Annotated in this window: 21 protein-coding genes and 1 riboswitch; of the genes, 16 read left to right on the top strand and 5 right to left on the bottom strand. The window is 49.3% G+C overall.

Going from position 1 to position 23562, the window contains the following annotated elements:
- Positions 1–208: 208 nt before the first annotated feature.
- The 7 genes from C1712_RS08375 (at position 209) to phnX (ending at position 11284) form a co-directional block, all read left to right on the top strand.
- On the top strand, positions 209–1579 hold the full coding sequence (locus C1712_RS08375; protein WP_102268416.1) for a hypothetical protein: 1371 nt from the start codon (positions 209–211) through the stop codon (positions 1577–1579).
- Between the two features lie 156 nt (positions 1580–1735).
- Positions 1736–1837: riboswitch (purine riboswitch) on the top strand.
- Positions 1838–2034: 197 nt separating this feature from the next.
- The gene (gene purE, locus C1712_RS08370; protein ID WP_102268415.1) at positions 2035–2529 is read left to right on the top strand and encodes a 5-(carboxyamino)imidazole ribonucleotide mutase; all 495 of its coding nucleotides are present in this window, start codon (positions 2035–2037) and stop codon (positions 2527–2529) included.
- Between the two features lie 10 nt (positions 2530–2539).
- Positions 2540–6250 carry a phosphoribosylformylglycinamidine synthase gene (locus C1712_RS08365; protein ID WP_102268413.1) on the top strand — a complete coding sequence of 1237 codons (3711 nt, stop codon included), beginning with the start codon at positions 2540–2542 and terminating at the stop codon, positions 6248–6250.
- Positions 6251–6266: 16 nt separating this feature from the next.
- Entirely contained in the window at positions 6267–7310 is a 1044-nt protein-coding gene (purM, locus tag C1712_RS08360) for a phosphoribosylformylglycinamidine cyclo-ligase (RefSeq protein ID WP_102268411.1), read from the top strand.
- A gap of 16 nt (positions 7311–7326) precedes the next feature.
- Positions 7327–8859: a bifunctional phosphoribosylaminoimidazolecarboxamide formyltransferase/IMP cyclohydrolase gene (purH, locus tag C1712_RS08355; RefSeq protein WP_102268409.1), complete on the top strand. Its 1533-nt coding sequence runs from the start codon at positions 7327–7329 to the stop codon at positions 8857–8859.
- A 123-nt stretch (positions 8860–8982) separates the two neighbouring features.
- Entirely contained in the window at positions 8983–10251 is a 1269-nt protein-coding gene (gene rpoN / locus C1712_RS08350) for an RNA polymerase factor sigma-54 (RefSeq protein WP_180963105.1), read from the top strand.
- A gap of 244 nt (positions 10252–10495) precedes the next feature.
- A complete protein-coding gene (gene phnX / locus C1712_RS08345) occupies positions 10496–11284 on the top strand; it encodes a phosphonoacetaldehyde hydrolase (protein ID WP_102269827.1) in 789 nt (262 codons plus the stop codon).
- Positions 11285–11371: 87 nt separating this feature from the next.
- On the opposite strand, the gene C1712_RS08340 is transcribed toward phnX, so the two are convergent.
- Positions 11372–11965, bottom strand: coding sequence for a flavodoxin family protein (locus C1712_RS08340; protein WP_102268405.1), 594 nt, complete (start codon positions 11963–11965; stop codon positions 11372–11374).
- Positions 11966–12083: 118 nt separating this feature from the next.
- Between C1712_RS08340 and C1712_RS08335 the strand changes: the two genes are divergently transcribed.
- Entirely contained in the window at positions 12084–12446 is a 363-nt protein-coding gene (locus C1712_RS08335) for a winged helix-turn-helix transcriptional regulator (protein WP_102268403.1), read from the top strand.
- 82 nt (positions 12447–12528) lie between these two features.
- Here the strand turns inward: C1712_RS08335 and C1712_RS08330 are convergent, their stop codons facing one another.
- The 4 genes from C1712_RS08330 to C1712_RS08315 all read right to left on the bottom strand — a co-directional run bounded on the left by C1712_RS08330 (position 12529) and on the right by C1712_RS08315 (position 15808).
- Positions 12529–13155 carry a YggS family pyridoxal phosphate-dependent enzyme gene (locus tag C1712_RS08330; RefSeq protein WP_102268401.1) on the bottom strand — a complete coding sequence of 209 codons (627 nt, stop codon included), beginning with the start codon at positions 13153–13155 and terminating at the stop codon, positions 12529–12531.
- Complete coding sequence (locus tag C1712_RS08325) at positions 13152–13946, bottom strand: hypothetical protein (RefSeq protein ID WP_102268399.1); 795 nt, start codon at positions 13944–13946, stop codon at positions 13152–13154. Before C1712_RS08325 ends, C1712_RS08330 begins: the two co-directional genes overlap by 4 nt.
- A 116-nt stretch (positions 13947–14062) precedes the next feature.
- Entirely contained in the window at positions 14063–15112 is a 1050-nt protein-coding gene (locus tag C1712_RS08320) for a CAP domain-containing protein (RefSeq protein ID WP_180963104.1), read from the bottom strand.
- A 78-nt stretch (positions 15113–15190) separates the two neighbouring features.
- Complete coding sequence (locus C1712_RS08315; RefSeq protein ID WP_102268396.1) at positions 15191–15808, bottom strand: M15 family metallopeptidase; 618 nt, start codon at positions 15806–15808, stop codon at positions 15191–15193.
- Between the two features lie 166 nt (positions 15809–15974).
- On the opposite strand from C1712_RS08315, the gene C1712_RS08305 reads away from it, so the two are divergent.
- The 8 genes from C1712_RS08305 to C1712_RS08270 all read left to right on the top strand — a co-directional run bounded on the left by C1712_RS08305 (position 15975) and on the right by C1712_RS08270 (position 23549).
- Entirely contained in the window at positions 15975–17348 is a 1374-nt protein-coding gene (locus C1712_RS08305) for a ParB/RepB/Spo0J family partition protein (RefSeq protein ID WP_219718851.1), read from the top strand.
- A 307-nt stretch (positions 17349–17655) separates the two neighbouring features.
- Positions 17656–18012, top strand: coding sequence for a DUF7768 domain-containing protein (locus tag C1712_RS08300; protein ID WP_036744842.1), 357 nt, complete (start codon positions 17656–17658; stop codon positions 18010–18012).
- Between the two features lie 82 nt (positions 18013–18094).
- Entirely contained in the window at positions 18095–19084 is a 990-nt protein-coding gene (locus C1712_RS08295) for a DNA cytosine methyltransferase (RefSeq protein WP_281254641.1), read from the top strand.
- A gap of 4 nt (positions 19085–19088) precedes the next feature.
- The gene (locus C1712_RS08290; RefSeq protein WP_102268392.1) at positions 19089–19802 is read left to right on the top strand and encodes an antirestriction protein ArdA; all 714 of its coding nucleotides are present in this window, start codon (positions 19089–19091) and stop codon (positions 19800–19802) included.
- Positions 19803–19828: 26 nt separating this feature from the next.
- A complete protein-coding gene (locus tag C1712_RS08285) occupies positions 19829–20866 on the top strand; it encodes a hypothetical protein (protein WP_245858107.1) in 1038 nt (345 codons plus the stop codon).
- 91 nt (positions 20867–20957) lie between these two features.
- On the top strand, positions 20958–21428 hold the full coding sequence (locus tag C1712_RS08280) for a PcfB family protein (RefSeq protein WP_102268389.1): 471 nt from the start codon (positions 20958–20960) through the stop codon (positions 21426–21428).
- Complete coding sequence (locus C1712_RS08275) at positions 21425–23248, top strand: VirD4-like conjugal transfer protein, CD1115 family (protein ID WP_102268387.1); 1824 nt, start codon at positions 21425–21427, stop codon at positions 23246–23248. The genes C1712_RS08280 and C1712_RS08275 overlap by 4 nt, the downstream gene beginning before the upstream one ends.
- 85 nt (positions 23249–23333) lie before the next feature.
- Positions 23334–23549, top strand: a complete 216-nt coding sequence (locus C1712_RS08270; RefSeq protein ID WP_021419859.1) for a Maff2 family mobile element protein — start codon at positions 23334–23336, stop codon at positions 23547–23549.
- Positions 23550–23562 lie beyond the last annotated feature (13 nt).

Raw genomic sequence — 23562 nt, 5'->3', positions numbered from 1 at the left:
CGAGACAAAAGAAAAAGATGCAGTGTGTAAAAATGACAAATTTCGTAAACAGGCAGCTATATCATGAGGATGATGCAGGATCGATCAGATAGATCTCTTACTGCATGAATCAAGCGCCGAAGCGGCAAGTCGGCTTGTTTGATGATCAGGAAAGGAGGAAAGAAGCAAAGACAAGCGATTTGAAGCAGGCAGCTATTGGAGGAAAAATATGAAACTGAAAAAATTAGGCAAAGTATTTTTTGTGTGCGGCTTGTTGCTGGGAATGCATACGCCTGCAGTAATGGCAAAAAACTACAACATTGCTGATTATGGCGTCAGCTATCACGACTATGTGTCTTTTGTCGTTGCCGGGAAAGAATATGAAATGCGTGATCTGATGGAGGCTGGAAAAGTGGATCTCAGCGGTGTTGATCGCAGTGCCGAGGTTACGATGCAGGTGGATATCGACGGTCTGAATCAGGCGCTGGAAGACGCCGGCAAAAAACCGCAGGCAGTCCATCAGGATTCTTACATCAGCCGCTATGAGAGCAGTAAGCCGACCGTTTATCATCTGGATCTTATCGGTGATGATACATACGCGATCGTAGATGAAGACAATGAACAGATGACTTTGGAAGAGTTTGCTTATGTGAGCACGGTACTTTTGTATTTAGATACAGCGTGGGATGGGACAAGCGTAAATCGCTATTATGGTATTGACACAAAGACAGCCGGAATTTTCCATATCAACGTAGCGGAAAAGAAGTATGCCAATGCACGATTCCATTTTGTCGATGCACAAAACAGTAAAGTGGAATATGCTTCCTATGCCTATACGTCAAAAGAGATGGGTGAACACGGAACTACCACGTTAGTCAAATATAAAGATCTGCCGATGCCGGAAGGCCTTGTTTATGCGGGACCGGAAGATGGCGGCGCTTATATTACATATGGCTATAAAGGTGTAGAACATGATGTATTGGTCATCAAGGAGGAAACAGATTTCAGCGCACTGCAGGAAAGTGTCAAAGAAGCAGAAGCTCTTTTACAAAATGCACAGATTTATGAAGAAGATGGTGTAAAAAAACTGCAAGCAGCTTTATTAACGGCACAGATTCTGCTGGAAAAAGGACAAGCTGCGATACAGTTTGAAGTGAACGATGCAAAAGACGCACTGGATCTTGCCATGGATGCACTTGTTTATGTAAAAGCGGATTATACAAAAGTAAACGCGGCGCTTGAAAAAGCGATGGCGCTGGATCCAAGCGACTATCAGGATTTCAGTGCGGTAAAAGAAGCGATCGACAAAGTGATCTTTGACCTTGATATCACCAAGCAAAAACAGGTTGATGCAATGGCCGAAGCGATCTTTCATGCAATCGACCAGCTGAAGGAAAAAGAGGACGATGCACAGATTGTTCCACAGCCTTCACCGATCACACCGCCTCAGCAAAATACATCTAACCAAGGAGCGATCACACCGGCACCGAATACCGGTGATACGACTTCTGCCGGTATGTATCTCGCCTTTATGATGGTGAGCGCAGGTATGGCAGGTGCACTTTATGTGAAAAGAGCGTGGGAGAAAAAAGCAAAATAACTTAGAAAGTGTAAAGGGAATGCGGAAATAGACGTGAAACGAGAGGATCGTTTTTGTAAAAGACGCATTCCTTTTTTAGGTTGATCGTAAAAAATGCGCCGATTCTTAGTTTTTACCTGTAAATTACCTTGCATAAATAAGATAAATCTTTTATAATAATCATGTACCCAAAAGACTTGTATAAAGGTCAAGATATGGTTGACAAGTTTCTACCCACTCTCCGTAAATGAGTGGACTACAAGCAGATTTTTTACTTTTTTCATAAAAAAGGCGTAAAGTTTGCTTGTGTAAGTATTGCTTGCGCTTTTTTTATTTATAGGAGGATACCGGTATGACTGTCAAAAAGATCGTCAGGACATTGGAACATTCTATGATAAAAAAGAAGTTGTATGTTGATGGTATTGCATATTGATTTTTTCAATATGTATTTTTTTTCATTTTAGGGAGGTAAAAAGATGAAACCAGTTGTTAGTATCGTAATGGGAAGCCGCAGTGATCTTCCTACCATGAAGGCGACGGGCGAGGTGCTAAAGGAGTTTGGACTTGCTTATGAAATTCGCATCATGTCAGCACACCGTACACCGGAAGCAGTGGAGGAATACGCGAAAAGTGCGAAGGACAGAGGCATTCAGGTCATCATTGCCGCAGCAGGAGGGGCTGCACATTTGGCAGGGGTGATCGCCGCTTCAACAACGCTGCCGGTAATCGGCGTGCCGATTCAGTCAAAGGCGCTGAATGGTTTAGATTCTTTGTTGTCGATCGTGCAGATGCCGGGAGGGATCCCGGTGGCAACGGTGGCCATCGGCTCGGCAGGTGCGAAAAACGCAGGGATCTTGGCAGCGCAGATGATCGCCTTGGCTGATGAAGCAATGGCGCAGAAACTGGTTGCTTATAAACAGGCGATGAAAGAGAAAGTATTGGCGGATTCTATCGTTGTGGACTTTGAATAGGAGAGGGAACATGAACGGACGTATTTATGTAACAAAGAAAGATGCCTATCAGGTAGAAGCGACTTCTTTATTGGCACAGCTGCGTACAGATCTGGGGATGGCGCAGTTAAAGAATGTCATTTTGTATAATGTGTATGATGTATTTCATGCCGATGAACACGATATGGAATTACTGAAAAGCAAAGTGCTTTCCGAAGCGGTAACCGATCAAGTGTTTGACGAGCTATCGTTAGCGGGAAAGACTTATGTGGCATATGAATGTCTGCCCGGTCAGTATGATCAGCGTGCGGACAGTGCGCAGCAGTGCTTGATGTTATTAAACAACAAACAAGATGTCGTGATCAAAAGCGGCAAGATCGTGGTTTTAGAAGGGGAAGTCGGTGATGCGCAGCTGGCGGCAGTCAAGCACTATTTGATCAATCCGGTGGAAATGCGAGAAAAGGATCTAAGCGTTTTGGCGTTTGAGGAAGATGTGGAAATCGAACCGGTGGAAACCGTAACTGATTTTGTCCATATGTGCGATGAAGCGATCGAAGCATATCGAAATGCGCAGGGACTGGCTATGACAACGCAGGATCTTTGTTATATCCGCGATTATTTTGCAAATGAAGAACACCGTGATCCGACGATCACGGAAATCAAAGTGCTGGATACCTACTGGTCGGATCATTGTCGTCATACAACCTTTGAAACGGTGCTGCAAAATGTAAAGATCGAAAAAGGAACGATGCAAAAAAGCATTCAGAAAGCGTATGAGCTCTATCTGCATTTGCGTGAAGCGGTGCATGAGAACCGCAAGCCGCAGACGCTCATGGATATGGCGACGGTGGCAGGAAAATATCTGCGCAAGCAGGGAAAATTAGACGATCTGGAAATCAGTGATGAGATCAATGCCTGCTCGGTGGAAATTGATGTCGATGTCGATGGAAAAACGGAAAAATGGCTGCTGATGTTCAAGAATGAAACACATAATCACCCTACGGAGATCGAACCTTTCGGTGGGGCGGCTACTTGCATCGGCGGAGCGATCCGCGATCCGTTATCAGGCAGAAGCTATGTTTATCAGGCGATGCGAATTACCGGCGCCGGGGATATTACGGCTGATCTTGCGGATACACTGCCTAATAAATTGCCACAGAGCCGTATCTCCAAAAGTGCCGCGCATGGCTATTCTTCTTACGGCAATCAGATCGGTTTGGCAACTACTTATGTCAAAGAGATCTATCATGAGGGATATGTGGCGAAACGAATGGAAGTCGGCGCTGTTGTAGGCGCCGCACCAAAAGCCAATGTGAAGCGCTTAAAGCCGCAGCCGGGCGATATTGTCGTACTGATCGGCGGTGCGACCGGACGCGATGGCATCGGCGGTGCGACCGGTTCTTCCAAAGAGCACAATGAAACTTCTCTGAGCAAATGTTCATCGGAGGTGCAGAAAGGAAACGCTCCGACGGAACGCAAGCTACAGAGATTATTCCGCGATCCGCAGGCAACCAAGCTGATCAAAAAAGCCAATGACTTCGGCGCAGGCGGGGTCAGCGTGGCAATCGGCGAATTGGCTGAGGGCATTGCTATTGATTTAGATCGGGTTCCGGTCAAATATGCCGGACTGAACGGTACCGAACTGGCGATCTCAGAATCACAGGAGCGTATGGCATGTGTGATTGCCAAAGCGGATTATGAGAAATTCAAGGAACTGGCTTATCGTGAAAACTTAGAGGCGACGATCGTTGCGGAAGTAAGCGAAACGCCGCGTTTGGTAATGAAATGGCGGGGACAAGTCATTGTGGATATCGCCCGTTCTTTCTTAGATACCAATGGAGTGCGTCAGTATCAGGATGTCGTGATGAAAGATACGACGGACTTGCAGGCAGATCCTTTTGCATCAAAGACGATCCATAAAGATGTGAAACAGGCGGTACTGGATAATTTAGCACAGCCAAATACCGCATCACAAAAGGGATTGGTGGAGATGTTTGATGCGACGATCGGGAAATCGACTGTTTTGATGCCATATGGCGGCGCGTATCAGCTAAGTGAAAGCGAAGGCTCGGTACAGAAACTGCCGGTATTTGGCTATACCGATACCGCATCGGTCATGACATACGGATACAATCCCGAGATTGCCGTATATTCTCCATATTTAGCCGGCAGCTATTCGGTTGTCGAAGCGCTTGCCCGCATGGTAGCGCTGGGATGCGATTATCGGCATGCGCGTTTAAGCAATCAGGAATACTTTGAACGCTTGAACGACGACAGCGGTAAATGGGGCAAGCCGATGCAGGCACTGCTAGGTGTCATTGAAGCGCAGATCGCATTTGAAACACCGGCGATCGGCGGTAAAGATTCGATGAGCGGCACTTTCAAAGATCTTCATGTACCGCCAACGATCATTACCTTTGCGGTTGCGACGCAGAGCGCGGCTAAGATCGTTTCCAGTGAGTTTAAGCAGGCCGGCAATTATCTGTATTTTGTAAAACATACGCCAAAAGAGGATCATGCTCCTGATTTTGAACAGTTGAAGCATCATTTTGACACTGTATTGAAACACATGGAAAAAGGAACCATCGTATCCGCATCGACCGTAAAATACGGTGGTATTGCGGAAGCGGTATGTAAGATGGGCTTTGGTAATAAGATCGGTGCGCACATTGAGAGCAGTGAACCGTTATTTGACTTAAATGTCGGCGGTATCGTTGTAGAAGCGACTTGTGAATTACAGGATGATTGCTTTACACCGATTGGAAAGACGTCGGAAGGCGGCTTTGTATTCAATGGCACGCCGGTAGGAATGGAAGAAGCGATCCATGCATGGATGCACTTATATGAAGGGATTTATCCATCGAAAACAGATGTGTCAAAAGAAGTGATCACCACGCCTGTTTATGAAGCAAAACAAAAGAAAAAAGCAAGTCGTACATATGACAAACCGAAAGTCATCATTCCGGTATTCCCGGGAACAAACTGTGAATACGATACGAAACAGGCATTTGAGCGCGCCGGTGCGGAAGCAGAGATCTATGTATTCAATAATCTCAGTGTTGAAAGCATCCAGCGTTCTTTGAAAGAATTGAGTGAAAAGATCGCCGCTGCTCAGATCCTGATGATTCCGGGCGGTTTCTCCAGCGGTGATGAGCCGGATGGCAGCGGTAAATTCATTGCCAATGTTTTACGCAATGAACAGGTAAACAATGCCGTTCAAACCCTGCTGAGCAATGACGGTCTGATTTTGGGAATTTGCAATGGCTTCCAGGCGCTGATCAAATCAGGACTGTTGCCTTATGGCGATATCGAAGGCTTGAATGAAACAAGTCCGACCCTGTTTAGAAATAATATCAACCGCCATGTGTCCAAGATCGGCACCACGAAGGTAACTTCCAATATGTCGCCGTGGCTGGCAGGCTTTACACCGGGAGAACTGCACAAGATCGCGTTCTCACATGGGGAAGGTAAATTCGTAGTGAGAGATGATGTGGCGAAAGAGCTGTTTGAAAACGGACAGGTGGCGACCCAGTACACAGATTTAGATGGACAGACGACGATGAATGGGGAATACAACATCAACGGTTCCAGTTTTGCGATCGAAGGCATCACCTCCAAGGACGGCAGGATCTTCGGCAAGATGGGACACAGTGAACGCTATGAAGAAAATTTGTTCAAAAATATCTATGGAAACAAGATGCAGGACATCTTCAAAAACGGTGTCGATTACTTTAAGAAATAGCGGAAAGGAGAAAGACATGAGCGAAATAAGCAAGAGTGAATTATACGCACAGGCCGGTGTAGATCTGGAAGCCGGTTATGAATCGGTGAAACTGATCAAATCGCATGTGGCGCGTACCCAGATCAAAGGTGCAATCGATTCGTTAGGGGCATTCGGCGGGATGTTTGACGTATCGGCGCTGGGCTTGAAAGAGCCGGTGCTGGTTTCGGGAACCGATGGTGTCGGTACAAAGCTGATGCTGGCATTTGCGATGGATAAGCATGATACGATCGGCATTGATGCGGTGGCGATGTGTGTCAATGATGTCTTGGTGCAGGGCGCCAGTCCGATTTTCTTCCTCGATTATCTGGCAGTAGGAAAAAATGATCCGAAACGCATAGAACAGATCGTAAAGGGCGTGGCAGATGGCTGTGTGGAATCTCAGTGCGCCTTGATCGGCGGAGAAACGGCGGAGATGCCGGATATGTATGACGCTGATCACTATGATGTCGCAGGCTTTTGTGTCGGTGCGGTAGATAAAGCGAAGCTGATCGATGGCAGCAAAGTGGAAGTCGGCGATGTATTGGTCGGTTTGGCAAGCAGCGGTACGCATTCTAACGGTTTCTCTTTGATCCGTAAGATCTTATTGAAGGATGCGAAACTGGACCTGCATGCTTATGTGCCGGAGCTTCAGAAAACGCTGGGGGAAGAACTGTTGACGCCGACCAAGCTTTATGTCAAAGCGATGAAGCACTTGTTTGATCAGATCGATATCCATGGGGCAAGTCATATCACCGGCGGCGGCTTCTATGAAAATATCCCGCGCATGTTGAAAAAGGGACAGGGTGTTACGATCGATACGACCTGTTATCCACATAAACCGATTTTTGATTACATTCAGAAAATCGGTCATGTATCCAATAAGGAAATGCACAATGTCTTTAATATGGGCATCGGCTTCATCATTGCCATCGCAAAAGAAGATGCACAGAAAGCAGTTGATCTGTTGAAAGAAATCAATGAGGACGCTTATATCATCGGTGAAGTTACCGACAGCGGCAGCGTCGATCTGAAATGGTAAAGAAAGAAGGAATAAGATGAAACGAGCATTGGTAAGCGTATCTGATAAAACAAATTTAGTGCCTTTTGTTTCAGGATTGGTGGAACTTGGCTATGAGATCATATCGACCGGCGGAACAAAAAAAGCGCTGGAAGAGGCGGGCATTGCCACCATCAGCATTTCTGATGTAACCGGCTTCCCGGAAATCATGGACGGACGGGTAAAGACCCTGCATCCGAATGTGCATGGCGCTCTGCTCTGTGTGCGAAGCAATCCTGAACATGTGAAACAGCTGCAGGAACTGGGCATTGCCTATATTGATCTGGTGTGCGTCAATCTGTATCCGTTTAAGCAGACATTGTTAAAGCCGGGCGTTACCCATGAGGAGATCATCGAGAATATTGATATCGGCGGTCCGAGCATGTTAAGAAGCGCATCGAAGAACTATCAGTCGATCCCGGTATTGGTCGATCCAAACGACTATGACGCAGTTTTGAAGGAATTAAGAGAAAACGGGGAAACCTGCCCGATTACACGAGAGTTTCTGGCTGCTAAAGTATTCCGTCATACTGCCGCATATGATGCGATCATTGCGGAATATCTGACACAGCGCACAAACGAAAAATTCCCGGAAACGATCACGCTGACCTATGATAAAGTGCAGGATCTGCGTTATGGTGAAAATCCGCATCAGCAGGCGGCTTTCTATCAGAACCGCAATCCACGCTATTCGATGGCAAACGCCAAACAGCTGCACGGGAAAGAACTGTCTTACAACAATATTCAAGACGCCAATGCGGCGATCGAAATCTTAAAAGATTTTGATGGACAGATCGCTGTTGTCGGCTTAAAGCATATGAATCCATGCGGCGTCGGTATCGGCAATACGCTGTTAGAAGCATGGGATAAAGCCTATGAAGCAGATTCCACTTCTATTTTCGGAGGCATTGTGGCAATGAATGCGCCGGTGGATCTGGCAACGGCAGAAAAACTGTCGCAGATCTTCTTGGAAATCATCATTGCGCCTGCTTTTGAAGAAGAAGCGTTTGCGTTATTAGCAAAGAAGAAAAACATTCGTCTGATGACGTTGGATACAAGCTTGGAAGTGAGCTCAAAATTAAAGGTTACCAATGTAAATGACGGTTTATTGGTACAGGATGCTGATTTAGGTACCGTTAGGGAAAGTGAATTGACCTGTGTGACAAAGCGCAAACCAACCGAAGCGGAAATGAAGCAGCTCATGATGGCATGGAAAGTCGTGAAGCATGTAAAATCCAATGCGATCGTATTGGTGAAAGATGATATGACGGTCGGTGTCGGCGCAGGACAGATGAATCGTGTCGGTGCGGCCAAGATCGCAATCGAACAGGCACAGGAAAAAGCAAAGGGTGCGGTCATGGGATCCGATGCGTTCTTCCCGATGCCGGATACGGTAGAAGCGGCAGCCGCAGCGGGCATTACGGCAATCATTCAGCCGGGCGGATCGATCAAAGACCAGCTTTCTGTCGATGCCTGTGATGCGGCCGGCATCGCTATGGTCTATACCGGCATGCGCCATTTCAAGCACTAATGCGCTTTTAGAAAATCTCATAGAAAGGACGGCACAAAGCTGTCTTTTTCTATTTGATCACATTGTCGGTTGCAAAAGGTCATGATGCGCGATGAATATGTTATAATGTTATACGGTGATGGTATGAAATTGGAGACAAATTTGAAACAGACACAAATTCAGACACAGAAGCTGTCCTTGAAGCAGCAGTTTTCTTTGAAAGTGCTGGAAATGAATGATACCCAGGTATTAGATGCGATCGTTGCGGAACTGGAAATCAACCCGGTCTTGGAAGCCAACGAAAACATTTATGCGATGCAGGAGCACGCTTATGGCGATCGCACACCTTTTGATCTTGCACTGAATTATGTCGTACAGGAAGAAAGTTTAAGTGAAACACTGCTGAAGCAATTACATACCGATTCCAATCAAGTGAATGAAGCACTGGCAGATTTTATCATCGAATCACTGGATTCTAATGGGTACTTACGCCTATCAATGGAAGAACTGATGGAAATTACCCATGCTTCTTTTGAAGAATTGGAAGAAACGATCAACGTGATCCAGACCTTTGAGCCTTATGGCGTATGCGCCCGCTCTTTACAGGAATGTATTTTGATTCAGTTGTCTTACTTGCAGCATCCTGCCTTAAAAACCGCAATTACGATCACCGACCGCTATTTAGAAGAGCTGGCACAAAATAAGCTGCCTTGGCTTGCATCATGCTTAAACATTTCTTTAGAAGAAGTAAATGCGGCAGCCGCTCTGATACGCAGCTGTAATCCCAAACCGGGAAGCAGTTATGCACATCCTTCGGCTTATGTGGCGGCAGATGCGAAAATTACAGTCATAGACAGAGAGGTGCAGATCGAATTGCTTTCTACTCGCTATGACCTGCGCATCTCAAAACGCTATCAAAGCACCACAGACAAGGAAATGCAGAACTATTTGAAGAAATACATCAAGCAGGCAGAACTGTTGATCGCAAGCATTGAAAAGCGCAATGTTACTTTGCTTGGCATCGTACACTGCATCATCGACCATCAGAAAGACTATTTCTTAGACCATCGTCCATTAAAAGGATTCACCTTAAAAGAAGCGGCACAGGCGCTTGGCATTCATGAATCTACGGTATCGCGTACGATTGCCAATAAATATGTTTCTTTTGAAGAAAGGCTGATCCCCTTAAAATTTTTCTTTCCCGCAAAGCTATCCTCGTCAGATTCCGCACATGAAGCAAAGGAGCGCATCAAAGAACTGATCACATCGGAAAACAAGCAGCAGCCCTACAGCGATCAAGATTTGGCAGATCTGCTGTTAGAGGAAGGCATCCGCTGTTCCAGAAGGACCGTTGCCAAATATCGGGACGCATTGGGGATCCCAAGCACATCAAAACGAAAGCAGTATCGCTAGATCTCAAGAAGGCGGAACTGCTTTTTTATCGGCACCGCATTTCCACCATATATGCCATAAAAAGACGTATATTTTACAGTCATTTTACGTTTGCTTAACGGATGATGGATAGAAAGAATACCGGTCTTTGTTTATACTTGAGGTGGGGATCCAAGAAGAACAGAGCGTCTGTAAACGCGCATAGCATGAAGTGAAAAATGCTTTTGCATTGCATAGAGAATGGGAAAGAAGAAAGGAACTGCTTATGAAAATTAAAATGGTAATCTTTGATTGGGCAGGCACAACGGTGGACTATGGTTGTTTTGCCCCGGTCGATGCACTTCGCACCGCTTTTTCCATGTATCAGATCGCAGTCAGTGAAAAAGCGATTCGAGAGCCGATGGGCATGGCAAAAATCGATCACATCAAAGCGATGTTAAAAATGCCGGATATTGCCAAAGCATTTTACGACGTGTATGATCGAAACCCTAATGGGGAAGATGCAAGACGCATTTACGATTTGTATCGTGTAGTGATCATGCAGAGCTTAGCGCAGTTTTCGACCTTGACGCCATATGTGCAAGAATGTGTTGCATGGCTGCGTGAACATGATATTGTGATCGGCTCTACCACAAGCTATACGGATCAGATGATGGAAGTAGTAACGGCTGTCGCCAAACAAAACGGCTATGAACCGGACGCCTGTTTTTCAACTGACAGCAGCAATGGCTATGGGAAACCATATCCTTATATGATCTTTCGCAATATGGAAAAGCTGGGCGTTGCGGAAGTACGCAGTGTGATCAAAGTAGGCGATACGATCACTGATATACGTGAAGGGAAAAATGCAGGGGTCTATACGGTGGGAGTGATGGAAGGAAGTGCGGAGATCGGTATGTCAAAGGAAGCATATGAGGCGCTTTCCGCTACTGAGAAACAAAAAAGGATCGCAAAGGCAGGAAAGCGGTATTTATGTGCAGGCGCCGATGCAGTGATCTTAAATCTGAGTGAATTACCGGGATTGATCGCCCGTTTAGAAGCAAAAGCAGGTTGATCAGTAAAAGAGAAATGATGGATTCAAAAACAGGCAGGTCAGTAAATTGATCTGCCTGATTCCTTCTATGCGAGAATCAAAGTGTCATTATTGCTGTTCAGGCGGGTAAATTTCCTTCCCAAAGCGATATGCTTTTTCCAAATAGTCGGTCTTTTGTATTTGTGCCGGACCGTTGGTGCTGCCGCATCCCCCTGCTAATAACATTCCTCTGTCATGAAAGCCGATGTATCGCACTAAGGTAAAACGATAGTATGAAACTGCCTGTTCAAATGTCCAGAAAAAATGATCGGCAGATGTCATCAGTAAAGCGCAGTCTTTGATCGGGTACTTTTCGTATCTGCCAAACGGAGGGTTTTCATCTTTTTGGGCAATGCAGTAAAAGCGTTCGATAAAAGCTTTCAGTTTAGCAGAGAACGTCCAAAAATAAAGCGGAGAAGCAAAGACGATCAAATCCGCTGCTTTGATCTTAGGGATCAGTGAAGCAAAATCATCTTTTTGAATACAGGGTTTTTCATAACGGCACGCGTTGCATCCAAGACAGCCGTTGACCTGCAATTCCCGTAAAGAAACGAGTTCCGTTTGATGTCCTGCTTCTTTCGCACCTTTGATAAAAGCATCGCATAGCTGAGCGGTATTGCCGTTTGCCCTGCCGCCGCCCAGTACGACTAAAATTTTTTTCATATCCGAATATCCTCCCTTGTTTTTCGGTTCTTCTCTTTGTTATCATTATATACGTAGAAAGAAAAAAAGATAAGTACGCACTTTTCGGAAAGGTACTTACAAAAAAGGAAGTGTTAAGATGAGTATGCAGGAATATGAAAAAAAGATCACTTCATTGCGTGATACACCGTTTGGCTATACGTTGTCAATGATCGGCGGGAAGTGGCGGTTAGTGATTCTTTATTGGCTCGTAGAACAAGAAACGATGCGCTTTAACGAGCTAAAACATAAGATCGGCACCATCAGTGACAAAACGCTGAGCGCGGAATTAAAAGCGATGGAAACAGACGCTCTGATTCATCGTAAAGTCTATCCGCAGATACCGCCGAAGGTAGAATATCGTTTGAGTGAGAAGGGACGATCTTTGCTTCCAATCATGGAATGTATGTGTGCTTGGGGAACAGAATACAGCAATCAAAAGAAAGTGAATGAAAAGCAGTGAATAAAAAACGTCTTATGCCGGATAACATACGGAATACATAAGACGTTTTGTTGTATCTGCCTGTAAGATCATTATGATTTTGTCAGTTTCTTTCACCGAAAAGGATCGTGCCCAGACGAATCATGTTTGCCCCGCAGGCAATCGCGATCTCATAATCACCGCTCATTCCCATAGAAAGGGTATCGATCTGAGGCCATCTCGCCTGCGCCTCTTGATAAAGTTGATAAACGCTTGTAAAACAGGCTTTGATCTGTTCTTGATCGTCGATGTTTGGACCGATCGTCATTAACCCTCTCACTCGCAGATGGGGAAATGACATACACGCCGCTAAAAAAGACAATGCTTCTTCCGGGGCAACCCCGCTTTTGCTTGCTTCTTTAGAGCTGTTTACCTCGATCAACACATCCATGACTTTGTCGATCTTCGCACACTGCTTTTCGATTTCTTCAGCCAGCGGCAAAGAATCTAAGCTTTGGATCATATCTGCCAAAGGTACGACATCTTTCACTTTATTGCGCTGTAAATGACCGATCATATGCCAGTGGTAAGCAGGATCATATTTTTGCTTGAGTTCCTGCACGCGGTTCTCCCCAAATGTGGAGATGCCCAGCTTTGCCATTTCGTGAATTTCTTCGATGCTGCGCGTTTTTGATACGGCGATCAAGGTTACCTGCGCAGGTATGCTTTGTATGATCTTTACCGGATTCATGATTCAGCCACCGGTAAAAAGCCTTCCCAGCCTGCCAAATAGATTTGATGAAATGCGTCAATGCCATGTTCACGATATAAAATATCCCAAAGGAATAATCCGCTGATTGTCGGGAAACGCTCCCAGAAAGAACCGGAAGTGGCAATTTGAATCGCACTTTGTTGGTTCTGTGCATCTTTTTCGATCAGTGCCATCTTCATCATGATAAATGCATGTTTGCGGTATTCTTCGTATTTCTCGGTATTTAACTGATAGTGAGAAGCATCTTCGCCCCAAGAAAGATAAGTGGCAAGACCTTCATCAAAGCTCAAATAGCGCATCATATCCGCAAAACGATTGATCTGGTCATAGGGAAATGCCTGATGAATACAGAAATGTGAGCATTCTTTTGTTAAGAAATTGCGGATGATATAAATCATTTTATGTACTTCGTTCACATAATCTGCGATTTGATGCAGATCGATCAGAAACAAGTAAGCACCGTCTTTCTGTCTGACTGCCACATCATAAGGCTTAGGCGCCCCAACGACCAGATAAATCGTTACCGGCTCCAAGATCGTTTCCCATTCGGGAAAGAGGCGGGTAAACAGGGAGTGATTAAAGAAAAGTCCTTCCTTCAATAAGATGTGGAGCTGTCTGGCTAATTCGATCGTTACTTCCTTGCGCTTTGGATCAGGCGTATGGAATAAATGCTTGCCTTCTTCATACAGATCATACAGCCAGCTGTTTTCCGGAGTGTCGATCGGCTGATCCTGCCAGAAACACTGCAATACTTGTTCGTTGATATTCATATGTCATCACCTCATTTTACTTTTTTATTGTACTATATTGCGAGGAGGAAGAAAAGAGCGTAAAAAAACGTCTGCCTCTTCCTTTTCAAAGACAGACGTTTGTATATAAAACAAGTTTAACCGATAAACAGCTGTACGTAATAGTTGCCATATACGCCGATCGCGATCGTCGTAAAACTTCCCGTTAAGATGTTTTGACGATGACCGGATGAATTCATCCAGCCTGCCATTACCGCATAGCCGTCAGGATAGCCGCCTGCGATATTTTCCGCCGCCGTGGTGTAACTGACGCCGTATTGAGATAAAACGCTGAAGCAGGCGCTTCCATCTGGTCTGGTATGACTGAAAGATACGGCAATCTCCTGTGCCCGCAGATCCGCAGCTGCCTGAAAGGATCCGCTTCCTAATGCCAAAGGCGCCAAACCGGCTTTGCTTCGTTCGACATTGACCTGTTCAAAGATCTGTGCGCGTTTGGTTTGGGCATCGGAAGAAGGTGTAGTGGATGGAACGGATGGCGAGGATGGTTCGCTCGGTGCAGATGGCTGGCTGTTAACGGTGCTGTTTGAAGAAGGCTTGGAAGTTGGTGTGCTTGGATTTGTTTGTGCGGTTGGTTTCGTTTCAGCCGGTTCTGTAATGGTTACCCGGATCGTCTGTTTACTGCTGTTTCCGTTTTTATTCTGTGCATAAATCACAAAGGTATATTCACCGGCAGTCTTTCCGTCAGGCAGATCCTGAAAAGTATAATAGCCTTGCTTCTTGTCTTGATCGGAAGGTGTTTGTGCATAAGTAAGTGCACCGTCCACCTCATCGCGTACCGCAGTGATCAGATCGCGGGGATCCCATGTACTTCCCGCCTCAAAGCTGATCTGTTCTTCCTTTACCTCGATGATCGGCGCTTTGGTATCTTTTATCGTAACGGTGTAAGTAAATGTCTTGCCGTCCGCCTGAAATTTCAGTTTTTGTTTTCCGGTCTTTGTCGTATCTAACTTTGGATATTGGATCTGCCCGGCATTTGTTTCTTTGATCAGATCCGCTGCTTTGATCGTATCGCCGTATTCGATCGTTTGATACTTTTTATCAAAAGTCATGGTAATCGTTTCTTTCTGTTCACATGCACCCATGCAGAGGGCGATGATACAGAGAGCGAATTTTCCTTTTTCCAACATACACATCTTCCTTTCTCATGCTTTTATTGTAATCGAATCGAAGGTATTTGCCCAGCGGTAATATCTGTATTTATAGTTTTATTTATCAAAATATTCTTCCATCGTCAATCCGCCTGCATTTAATTTCGTCGCCAGAGCCACGCCGACATAACGATAATGCCAAGGTTCAAAGATATAACCGGTCAGGTTTGTCTTATTTTGCGGATAGCGCATGATCCAGCCATATTTCCACCCATGTTGGTTGATCCACTCTCCGAGCGCTGAGGTTTGCAGGTCATGATGCAGCTGCCAGTCATAGCTGACGTCGATCGCCAGTCCCAGCTCATGTTCGCTGGTGCGTGGATAAGCGCTGTAATATTGGGCGTTCTGCGGATCGCTTGCCATGTAGCGGTTATAGAGACCTGTTTGATAAGCTTGGGTGCGATAGGAACTGACGACGTAGATAACAATGCCGTCATTTAACGCTGCACTGCGCATTTCTTCCCATTTTTCTGCCGCTTCTTTGCGCAGATAATGCACCGCACCGCTATTGCTGTTGATCGCTGTTAAATCATTCGGCGCCCAGCCGTTTGGCAAAGCGTGCGTCTTGTTTAATAAAACGCTGACTGCTTCCGGATCGCTTACGATCGTTTTTCCACTGTTGTCTGATGGACTTTGATAGGAAGTGCTTTTTGCAACGGTGTACAAAGGGAACATAATAAAAAACTTAATAATGGACTGCCAATCTTACACAAAGTACCGCCCAAACGAGACTACGGGCGGTATTTTTGTATCTTGGCGGAGAAAGGAGGAACTTCCCACGGGGGCTTGACTGAAAAGTTGAGCCCCTTTTTTTACGCCCAAAAACAGGAGGTAAATGCTTATGGCAGATGATAAAACCACGAAAATGCCGGAGCAGCCGGTAACGGATACCGGGCCGGGCAAGGAAACTCCACCCGAGCCGGAGAAAACGCCTACTTCCCCGGAGGCCGAAAAAAAGACGGAACAGCAGGCAAAGAGCCCTCAGGTGTCCGTCTATGACTTCGCTGAAATTATGAAAGGAAAGAAAGCCGAGGAACGGGCGGCAGCTTCCGGCGGGGAAAAGCCTGCCCCGGCAAAAACGGAGAAACCGGAAAAGCAGCCGGAGGCTCCGAAAAAGGCCGAGGGAAAACAGGAAAAGCCCAAAGAGCCCGAACAGCCGAAGCGCCGGGGCCGTCCTCCGAAAGAGGATAAGGACAAGGCCGCCGCTCCGAAACCCAAAGCCCCCGCACAGAAAAAACAGGAAAAGGCCCCCAAAGAGAAACCGGAGAAAAAAGCGGCTCCCACGGTGCAGGCCGCTCCCGCTCCGAAGGAACCCGAGGGGCCGAAGGAGGCTCCCCGCCGTGGCGAGGAACAGATCGTATATATCAAGCTGAACGAGCTCCACGCCTTCAAAAACCATCCCTTTGAGGTCCGGGACGATGAAGAAATGCGGGCTATGGTGTCCAGCGTCAAGGACAAGGGCGTTACCCAGCCCGCTATCGTCCGTCCCCGTGAGGATGGCGGCTATGAGATCGTGTCCGGCCACCGCCGCCAGAAGGCCAGCGAGCTTGCCGGATATGCGGATATGCCCTGTATCGTCCGCAACCTGACGGACGATGAAGCCATCACGCAGATGGTGGAGGACAATCTGAACCAGCGCGAAGAAATCCTCCCCAGCGAGCGGGCCAAAGCTCTGAAAATGCAGCTTGAGGCCATCAAGCACCAGGGCTCCCGCACTTCGGGTCAGATTGACCCGAAGGACGCCGGCAAACGCTCCAACGAAATCGTGGCCGAGCGGAACAAGATGGCCGTCAAGCAAGTACAGCGGTATATCCGGCTGAATGAGCTGGTCCCCGACCTGATGAAGCTGATGGACGAGAAAAAGCTGGGCTTCACTACGGCGGTGGAGCTTTCCTACATCGGCAAGAAGAACCAGAACTATATCGCCGTCGCCATCGACAGCCAGCAGTCCTCGCCTTCGCAGGCGCAGGCAAAACGTATGCGGGAGCTGGACGAAAAGAAGCTGCTCAACGGGGATGTAATCGACGGCATTATGATGGAGGACAAAAAGGAGGTAGACAAAGTGATTCTGACGGGTGCGGAACTGAGCAAATACTTCGGCAAGGAAACCACGCCGAGGGAAATGAAGGACCAGATCATCAAGCTGCTGGACGACTGGAAGGGCCAGCAGAAGGAACACGAAAAGCCGGAGAAGAAAACCGAGCCGGAAAAGTAAGCCGAAACTTCGGGTCAAGATGGCCCGAGGATTGCGGGGCGCTGCCCCGCGCCCCGAAGCTCTGGAGATATAAATTATTCCCCGTCGCCAGTTATTCCGTAGCATAGCCGGGAAAATCAGTCAAGGGCAACGCCGCCGCAGGCGGTGCCAGAGGCACCCTTGACGGATTTCTCCCGGTTATGCTTTTTCCCGGACAAGCGACGGGGATATAAATTCTCCAGAGCCGTCCCCCTTCCCGGGGGAAGGGGCGGAGGGGTTGGGCGAAACCTTGCTTTCCGCAAATCAGAAAGAAATGGAGGTTGAACCAATGAAGCGACCTTTGGCCTATCTGACCGCCGCATGGAGCGGTGAGCCGGATATTGATATGGAGCTGGCGGCCCACTACTGCCGCCTTGCCTATGAGGCGGGCTTTTCCCCCATCTGCCCGCTTTTGTATCTTCCGCTGTTCTTGAATGACAGCGTTCCCGAGGAACATAAGGCCGGGATTGATATGCGCCGGGATATGCTGCGGCGCTCCCATACCCTGATCGTCTGCGGCGGTGCGGTGGACGAGGATGTGAAAAACGACATTGCGGTTGCCGGGCGGCTGGGTATCGCGGCTACTACGCTGGACGGGGTTCTTGCCGTGAAGGGACACGGCGGCCCGGGCCATGCCGGACATTAAGCTGGGGAGCCTTTTTGACGGGATAGGCGTTTTCCCTCTGGCGGCCTCCCGCTGCGGTATCCGTCCGGTGTAGGCCAGCGAGATTGAAAAAGCGCCGATCTCCATAACCAAAAGGCACTTTCCCGATATGCCGCACTTGGGGGACATTACGAAGGTGGACGGCGGGAAAATCCCGCCTGTCCATGTGATAACCTTCGGCTCTCCCTGTCAGAACCTTTCTCTGATCGGCAACCGCTCCGGCCTTGCCGGGGCAAAATCCAGCCTGTTTTATCAGGCGTTTCGTATCATACAGGAAATGAGGGATGCCACTGATAACCTATATCCAGCTATCGCTGTTTGGGAAAACGTCATGGGAGCGTTTTCTACAAATGACCGGATGGATTTTAGAGCCGTCCTATCCGCCTTCTCGGACACCGAAGTTCCAATGCCTCCTTCTGGAAGATGGGGAAACGCCGGAATGGTGCGAGGGGGAACGCCTGATGTGTGCTGGCGGCTCATGGACGCCCAGTATTGGGCAGGCTCCCGAAGGCTGGCGCGAAGGCAGCGAATTTTCATCGTGGCGGATTTTAGAGGCAAACGTGCCGCCGACATACTATTTAAGCCCCGTCCAATGCTCCCACTTCCTCCGCCTTGCCGAGAGGGCGGGCGGACCGCCGCCGAAGGAGATCGAACATCTTCTTTTGAAACAGGGCGGCAAATACCAGTCATCCACCCCTTTCAATGCTTCCGTATGCGGGGAGCGGCAAAAAGGCAGGAAGAAACCGCCTTCCGAAACAGCTTCGGATTACCAACTGACCCTTTTCCCACTCTTTTAGCCAGCGATGTGACGCCCTTCGCCTTTTGGTACGAGGGCGACCCGGACGGCGGCTGTATCCGCTTCTTGACGGAAACGGAAAGCGAGCGGCTGATGGGGCTGCCGGAGGGCTGGACAAAGTACGGGGCGGACGGCGAGGAAATCCGGCCTCTGCAACGCTACAAGGCGCTGGGAAATGCGATTGCTCTCCCTTGTGCCGATTACATCATGGCCGGGATTTATGAAGTGCTGGCAGACAGGGCCGGAAAGGAGGAATGAGCCCATGTTTGAAGCCTATATAACCAACACGGCCCTGTACCCCATGATGGGGATTGAAGTGGGAACAACGGTCCATTTCCCCACGACCACACAGGAGGTACAGGCCGCCCTTGCAAAAATCGGGATAGACGGAAAGCGGTACAGCGAAGTGTTTATTACCAGCTTTGACAGCGATGTGCTGGGACTGTACGACTATCTGGACGAGTACGAGAACATCGACGAGCTGAACGAGCTGGGCCATGCCCTGCTGGAAGTACGGGACAAGGGCGGATTGGAAACCTTTGAGGCCGCGCTTGTCTTGGGAAAACACACGGGCAGCGTGAAGGACCTAATCAACCTGACGCAGAACCTTGACCTCTACCGCTTTTACCCGGATATTTCCGATGATGCAGGGCTGGGCCATCTGTACGCCGACGAGCTGGGGACCATCGACATACCGGAGCACATTCAAGGCTACTTCGATTATGAGGCATACGGGCGGGATATGCGTATCAACGAGGGCGGCGTATTCGCTCCCGGCGGATATGTGGCGGCGGACCCGGTTGGCTTCAAGGAGCATTACCACGGGACGCAGGACATACCGCCGGAACACCGGGTATTTGCCTATCCCGAAAAGGCCGAGCCTGTCTATTCCATTCTCGGCGCGCTCAAACGGTTTCAAGAGGCCCCGCCCGCTCCGCAAAAGGACAAGGCGGGGCCTTCCCATGAGGAACGGTAAGACTTCGGGCCAACATGGCCCGAAGCATGAAGGAGGTGCATACCATCAACTATTACCCCATCAATGAAGGGGCCGCCCGCCGGGCAAAGGAAATGAACAGCTTTTCCGACTATAAGGAAGGGAGCGCAACGGCGGAATACCGGGCAATGGTAGATAAGGCCGCAGCCATAGCCGAACAGCAAAAATCCCGGGTGGACCCCATGTACCATGAGAAGATCGACCATCTGTTAGACACCTACGCCCGCAAGCTGGCCGAAAACATGAACCAGGGCTTTGCCATTGACGCGAGGGTTCCCTCTGTGCTGATTGCCGGGCCTTCCAATTTCCCGGTGGGAAAGAAAGAAAAACAGAACCGGGCGCGGGACAGCAACATGGAGGAATGGCGGCATATTCAAGGGCTGCTGGATAAGATACGCAGCACCGGCATGGGCGGTATCAGCGCCGATGACCCGGCGGCCATTGAAAAGCTCCAGAAAAAGCTGGACGGGCTGGAACGCTCCCAGCTCATTATGAAGGAGGTCAACGCTTATTACCGCAAGCATGGCAAGCTGGACGGCTGTGCGCTGCTGTCGCCCGACCAGATCGAAAAGCTGAAAGCCAGCATGGCGTCAAGGTGGCGGAGTGACCCGAGGCCCTTTGAAAGCTACCAGCTTACCAACAACAACGCGGAGATCCGCCGGGTAAAGGCCCGTATCGAACAGCTTTCCAAACAGGCGCAGCGGGAGTTTTCCGGCTGGGAGTTTGACGGGGGCCGTGTGGAAATGAACCGGGAGGATAACCGCTTGCAGGTGTTCTTTGATGGAAAGCCTGACGCGGACACCCGGGCCGAGCTGAAAAGCAACGGCTTTCGCTGGGCTCCCAGCGTGGGCGCATGGCAGCGGCAGCTCACGGACAACGCCATCCGGGCGGCTGACCGTCTGGAATGTATCAAGCCGCTGTCCGGCGAAAAGCCCTCCCAGCTTCAAAAGAAGCCCTCTATCTTGCAGGCCATGCGGGAACAGGGCGAAAAAGTCCAGACGGAGCCGGAAAAGAAAGCTCCGTCCGGCAGGGATGCCGAGCGGTAAGCCTCGGGCCACATTGGCCCGAGGTTTTCTGTTGCCCCGGAGTGTACGGGGGCCTCCCGTCTACCGGGAGCCCTGACGGAAAGGAGGTTTTATGCAGGAAGAAGTAAACCAAAAAACAGTTGCCCTTTCGATCAAGACGGCAAAGCTGACGGGAAAAGTGCTGGCCGCCGCTCTTGGCAAGGTGGTTCGGGCGCTGCAAAAGCACCACCGGAAGGCGCTGACCCCGCAGGGCCGCCAGAGCGTGAAGAAGCTGATGAACCACTACGGCGGCAAAAACGCCATGCAGTATGTGGGCGCGCCGAAGGATTTTGACCGGATAGCGAAGGAGTTCCATGTGGACTACGCTTTCCATAAAGTGAGCCCCGGCCATTACCTGCTGTTCTTCAAATCCAATCAGGCGGACGCCATCACGGCGGCCTTCCAGAAATACAGTACAAAGGTGCTGAACAAAGACCAGGACAAGACTTCTATCCTCGGCCAGCTCCGAAAGCTCACGGAGCAGATCAGGACGAAGCCGAAGGAGAAGCAGCGGACCAGAGAGGCGGTGAAGGACGGACGTTGAGTGACAAGATCAGAAAATATGTGCTCCCCAACCTGCCGTACCTCTTTGTGTTCTGGTTTTTCTCCAAAATCGGGACGGCCTACCGTATCGCGCCCGGCGCAGACTTCGGGACAAAGCTCATGGGGATGCTCGACACCTTCCCCAAAGCCTTTGAAACTTACTGGCCGGGGCTGGGTGGCATTGACCTGCTGGTGGGCCTCGCCGGTGCGGCTGGGGTGTATCTGCTGATACAGTCCAAAATCAAGCAGGCAAAGAAATTCCGGAGGGATGCGGAGTACGGCACCGCCCGCTGGGGAACAAAGGAGGATATAAAGCCGTTTGTAGACCCCAAATTTCAGAACAATGTCATTCTGACCGGGACGGAGTTCCTTACCATGAACACCCGCCCGAAGATACCCGCCAACGCCCGCAACCTGAACGCCTGCGTCATCGGCTCGTCCGGTTCGGGCAAGACAAGGTTCTGGCTGACCCCGCAGCTCCTTCAAGCCCACTCCTCGTATGTGGTGGTGGACCCGAAGGGCGGCACCCTCGACCAATGCGGGCGGTTCCTGCAACGGGAGAAATATAAGGTGCGGGTGTTCAATAGTATCGACTTCTCCAAATCCATGCACTACAATCCGCTGGCCTACATCAAAACGGAAAGCGACGTGCTGAAATTCGTCACCGCCCTGATCGCCAACACCAAAGGCGACGGCAAGGAGGGCGACGAGTTCTGGACCAAAGCCGAAACCCTTTTATACTGCGCTCTTGTGGCCTACATCGTGTTTGAGGGGCCGGAGGAAGAACGCAACATGAATACGCTGGTGGAAATGATAAACAGCATGGAAGTCCGGGAGGATGACGAAACCTTCAAAAATGCGGTGGACTATATGTTTGACGGGCTGGAGCGCCGGAGTCCCCAGCACTTTGCTGTGAGGCAGTATAAGAAGTACAAGCTGGCAAGCGGCAAGACAGCTAAGAGCATACTGATTAGCTGTGGAGCCAGACTTGCCCCCTTTGACATTCCCCAGCTTCGGGAGATCATGTCCTATGACGAGCTGGAGCTTGACCGGCTGGGGGATGAAAAATCGGCGCTGTTTTTCCTTATCAGCGATACGGACACCACCTATAACTTTCTTGTGGCCCTCGCTTTCTCGCAGATGTTCAACCTTCTGTGTGAACGGGCCGACAACACCTACGGCGGACGCCTGCCCCATCATGTACGGGTGCTGTGGGACGAGGCGGCCAACACGGGACAGGTGCCGGGGCTGGAAAAAATCGTTGCCGTTATCCGTTCCCGGGAGATCAGCCTGACGCTCTTTTATCAGGCTATGAGCCAATGCAAGGCGCTGTACAAGGACCATTCCGAAACCATCATGGGAAACATGGACAGTATCGTGTTCCTCGGAGGCCGGGAGGCTTCCACCCTAAAGGATATTTCGGAAAACTGGCTGGGCAAGGCCACCATCTCCATGCAGACCGAAGGCCGCAGCCGGGGTCAGTCCGAGAGTTACAGCCAGAATATGCAGCGGCTTGGCCGGGAGCTGATGACGACCAGCGAAATCACTACTATGCCGGGAGACAAGTGTATCTTGCAGCTTCGAGGGCTTCCGCCCTTCTTTTCTCCCAAATACGATTTGAAAAAGCACCCCAACTACAAGTACACAGCCGAGTTTGACAAAAAGAAAAACGCCTTCCACTTGGAAAGCCTGTTCCGCCACCGGCCATTGAGACTAAAGCCGGAGGACGAATACACGGTGTACGAGGTGGACGGCTCCGACACAGACGAAGAAGCTGACCTGTTGAATTTCGACGATCTGGACAGCGACGAGTTTGTGTAACTTCGGGCCATGATGGCCCGAAGCGCCGCCAATGTGGGCGGCTTTTTTTGTACCCAAAACCAAAAAACAAAATGGAGGAACGTATATGGAATTTTTCAACTCTGCTATCGACATTCTCAAGATTCTGGTCATGGCGCTGGGCGCTGGTCTGGCGGTGTGGGGCGTCATCAACCTGCTGGAAGGTTACGGGTCCGACAACCCCGCGGCAAAGAGCCAGGGCATTAAGCAGCTCATGGCGGGCGGCGGTGTCGTCCTGATCGGTATGCAGCTTATCCCTCTGCTGTCCGGCCTGTTCAGCTAACCCTTACCCGTTG

Source organism: Massilicoli timonensis (genome assembly GCF_900199515.1).
In the GTDB taxonomy this organism is placed as follows: Bacteria; Bacillota_I; Bacilli_A; order Erysipelotrichales; family Erysipelotrichaceae; genus Massilicoli; species Massilicoli timonensis.
Note: the sequence above shows the minus strand (reverse complement) of the source record. Positions and strands in the feature narration are given on the sequence as shown.

What these genes read in the sequence shown, in the direction of transcription:
- purM (WP_102268411.1), top strand. Translation starts at nt 6,267, where the DNA reads ATGAGCGAAATAAGCAAGAGTGAATTATACGCACAGGCCGGTGTAGAT.
- C1712_RS08365 (WP_102268413.1), top strand. Translation starts at nt 2,540, where the DNA reads ATGAACGGACGTATTTATGTAACAAAGAAAGATGCCTATCAGGTAGAA.
- C1712_RS08280 (WP_102268389.1), top strand. Translation starts at nt 20,958, where the DNA reads ATGCAGGAAGAAGTAAACCAAAAAACAGTTGCCCTTTCGATCAAGACG.
- C1712_RS08305 (WP_219718851.1), top strand. Translation starts at nt 15,975, where the DNA reads ATGGCAGATGATAAAACCACGAAAATGCCGGAGCAGCCGGTAACGGAT.
- purE (WP_102268415.1), top strand. Translation starts at nt 2,035, where the DNA reads ATGAAACCAGTTGTTAGTATCGTAATGGGAAGCCGCAGTGATCTTCCT.
- phnX (WP_102269827.1), top strand. Translation starts at nt 10,496, where the DNA reads ATGAAAATTAAAATGGTAATCTTTGATTGGGCAGGCACAACGGTGGAC.
- C1712_RS08300 (WP_036744842.1), top strand. Translation starts at nt 17,656, where the DNA reads ATGAAGCGACCTTTGGCCTATCTGACCGCCGCATGGAGCGGTGAGCCG.
- C1712_RS08375 (WP_102268416.1), top strand. Translation starts at nt 209, where the DNA reads ATGAAACTGAAAAAATTAGGCAAAGTATTTTTTGTGTGCGGCTTGTTG.
- C1712_RS08330 (WP_102268401.1), bottom strand. Translation starts at nt 13,155, where the DNA reads ATGAATCCGGTAAAGATCATACAAAGCATACCTGCGCAGGTAACCTTG.
- C1712_RS08320 (WP_180963104.1), bottom strand. Translation starts at nt 15,112, where the DNA reads ATGTTGGAAAAAGGAAAATTCGCTCTCTGTATCATCGCCCTCTGCATG.
- C1712_RS08335 (WP_102268403.1), top strand. Translation starts at nt 12,084, where the DNA reads ATGAGTATGCAGGAATATGAAAAAAAGATCACTTCATTGCGTGATACA.
- C1712_RS08290 (WP_102268392.1), top strand. Translation starts at nt 19,089, where the DNA reads ATGTTTGAAGCCTATATAACCAACACGGCCCTGTACCCCATGATGGGG.
- rpoN (WP_180963105.1), top strand. Translation starts at nt 8,983, where the DNA reads ATGAAATTGGAGACAAATTTGAAACAGACACAAATTCAGACACAGAAG.
- C1712_RS08340 (WP_102268405.1), bottom strand. Translation starts at nt 11,965, where the DNA reads ATGAAAAAAATTTTAGTCGTACTGGGCGGCGGCAGGGCAAACGGCAAT.
- purH (WP_102268409.1), top strand. Translation starts at nt 7,327, where the DNA reads ATGAAACGAGCATTGGTAAGCGTATCTGATAAAACAAATTTAGTGCCT.
- C1712_RS08315 (WP_102268396.1), bottom strand. Translation starts at nt 15,808, where the DNA reads ATGTTCCCTTTGTACACCGTTGCAAAAAGCACTTCCTATCAAAGTCCA.
- C1712_RS08270 (WP_021419859.1), top strand. Translation starts at nt 23,334, where the DNA reads ATGGAATTTTTCAACTCTGCTATCGACATTCTCAAGATTCTGGTCATG.
- C1712_RS08285 (WP_245858107.1), top strand. Translation starts at nt 19,829, where the DNA reads ATGAAGGAGGTGCATACCATCAACTATTACCCCATCAATGAAGGGGCC.
- C1712_RS08325 (WP_102268399.1), bottom strand. Translation starts at nt 13,946, where the DNA reads ATGAATATCAACGAACAAGTATTGCAGTGTTTCTGGCAGGATCAGCCG.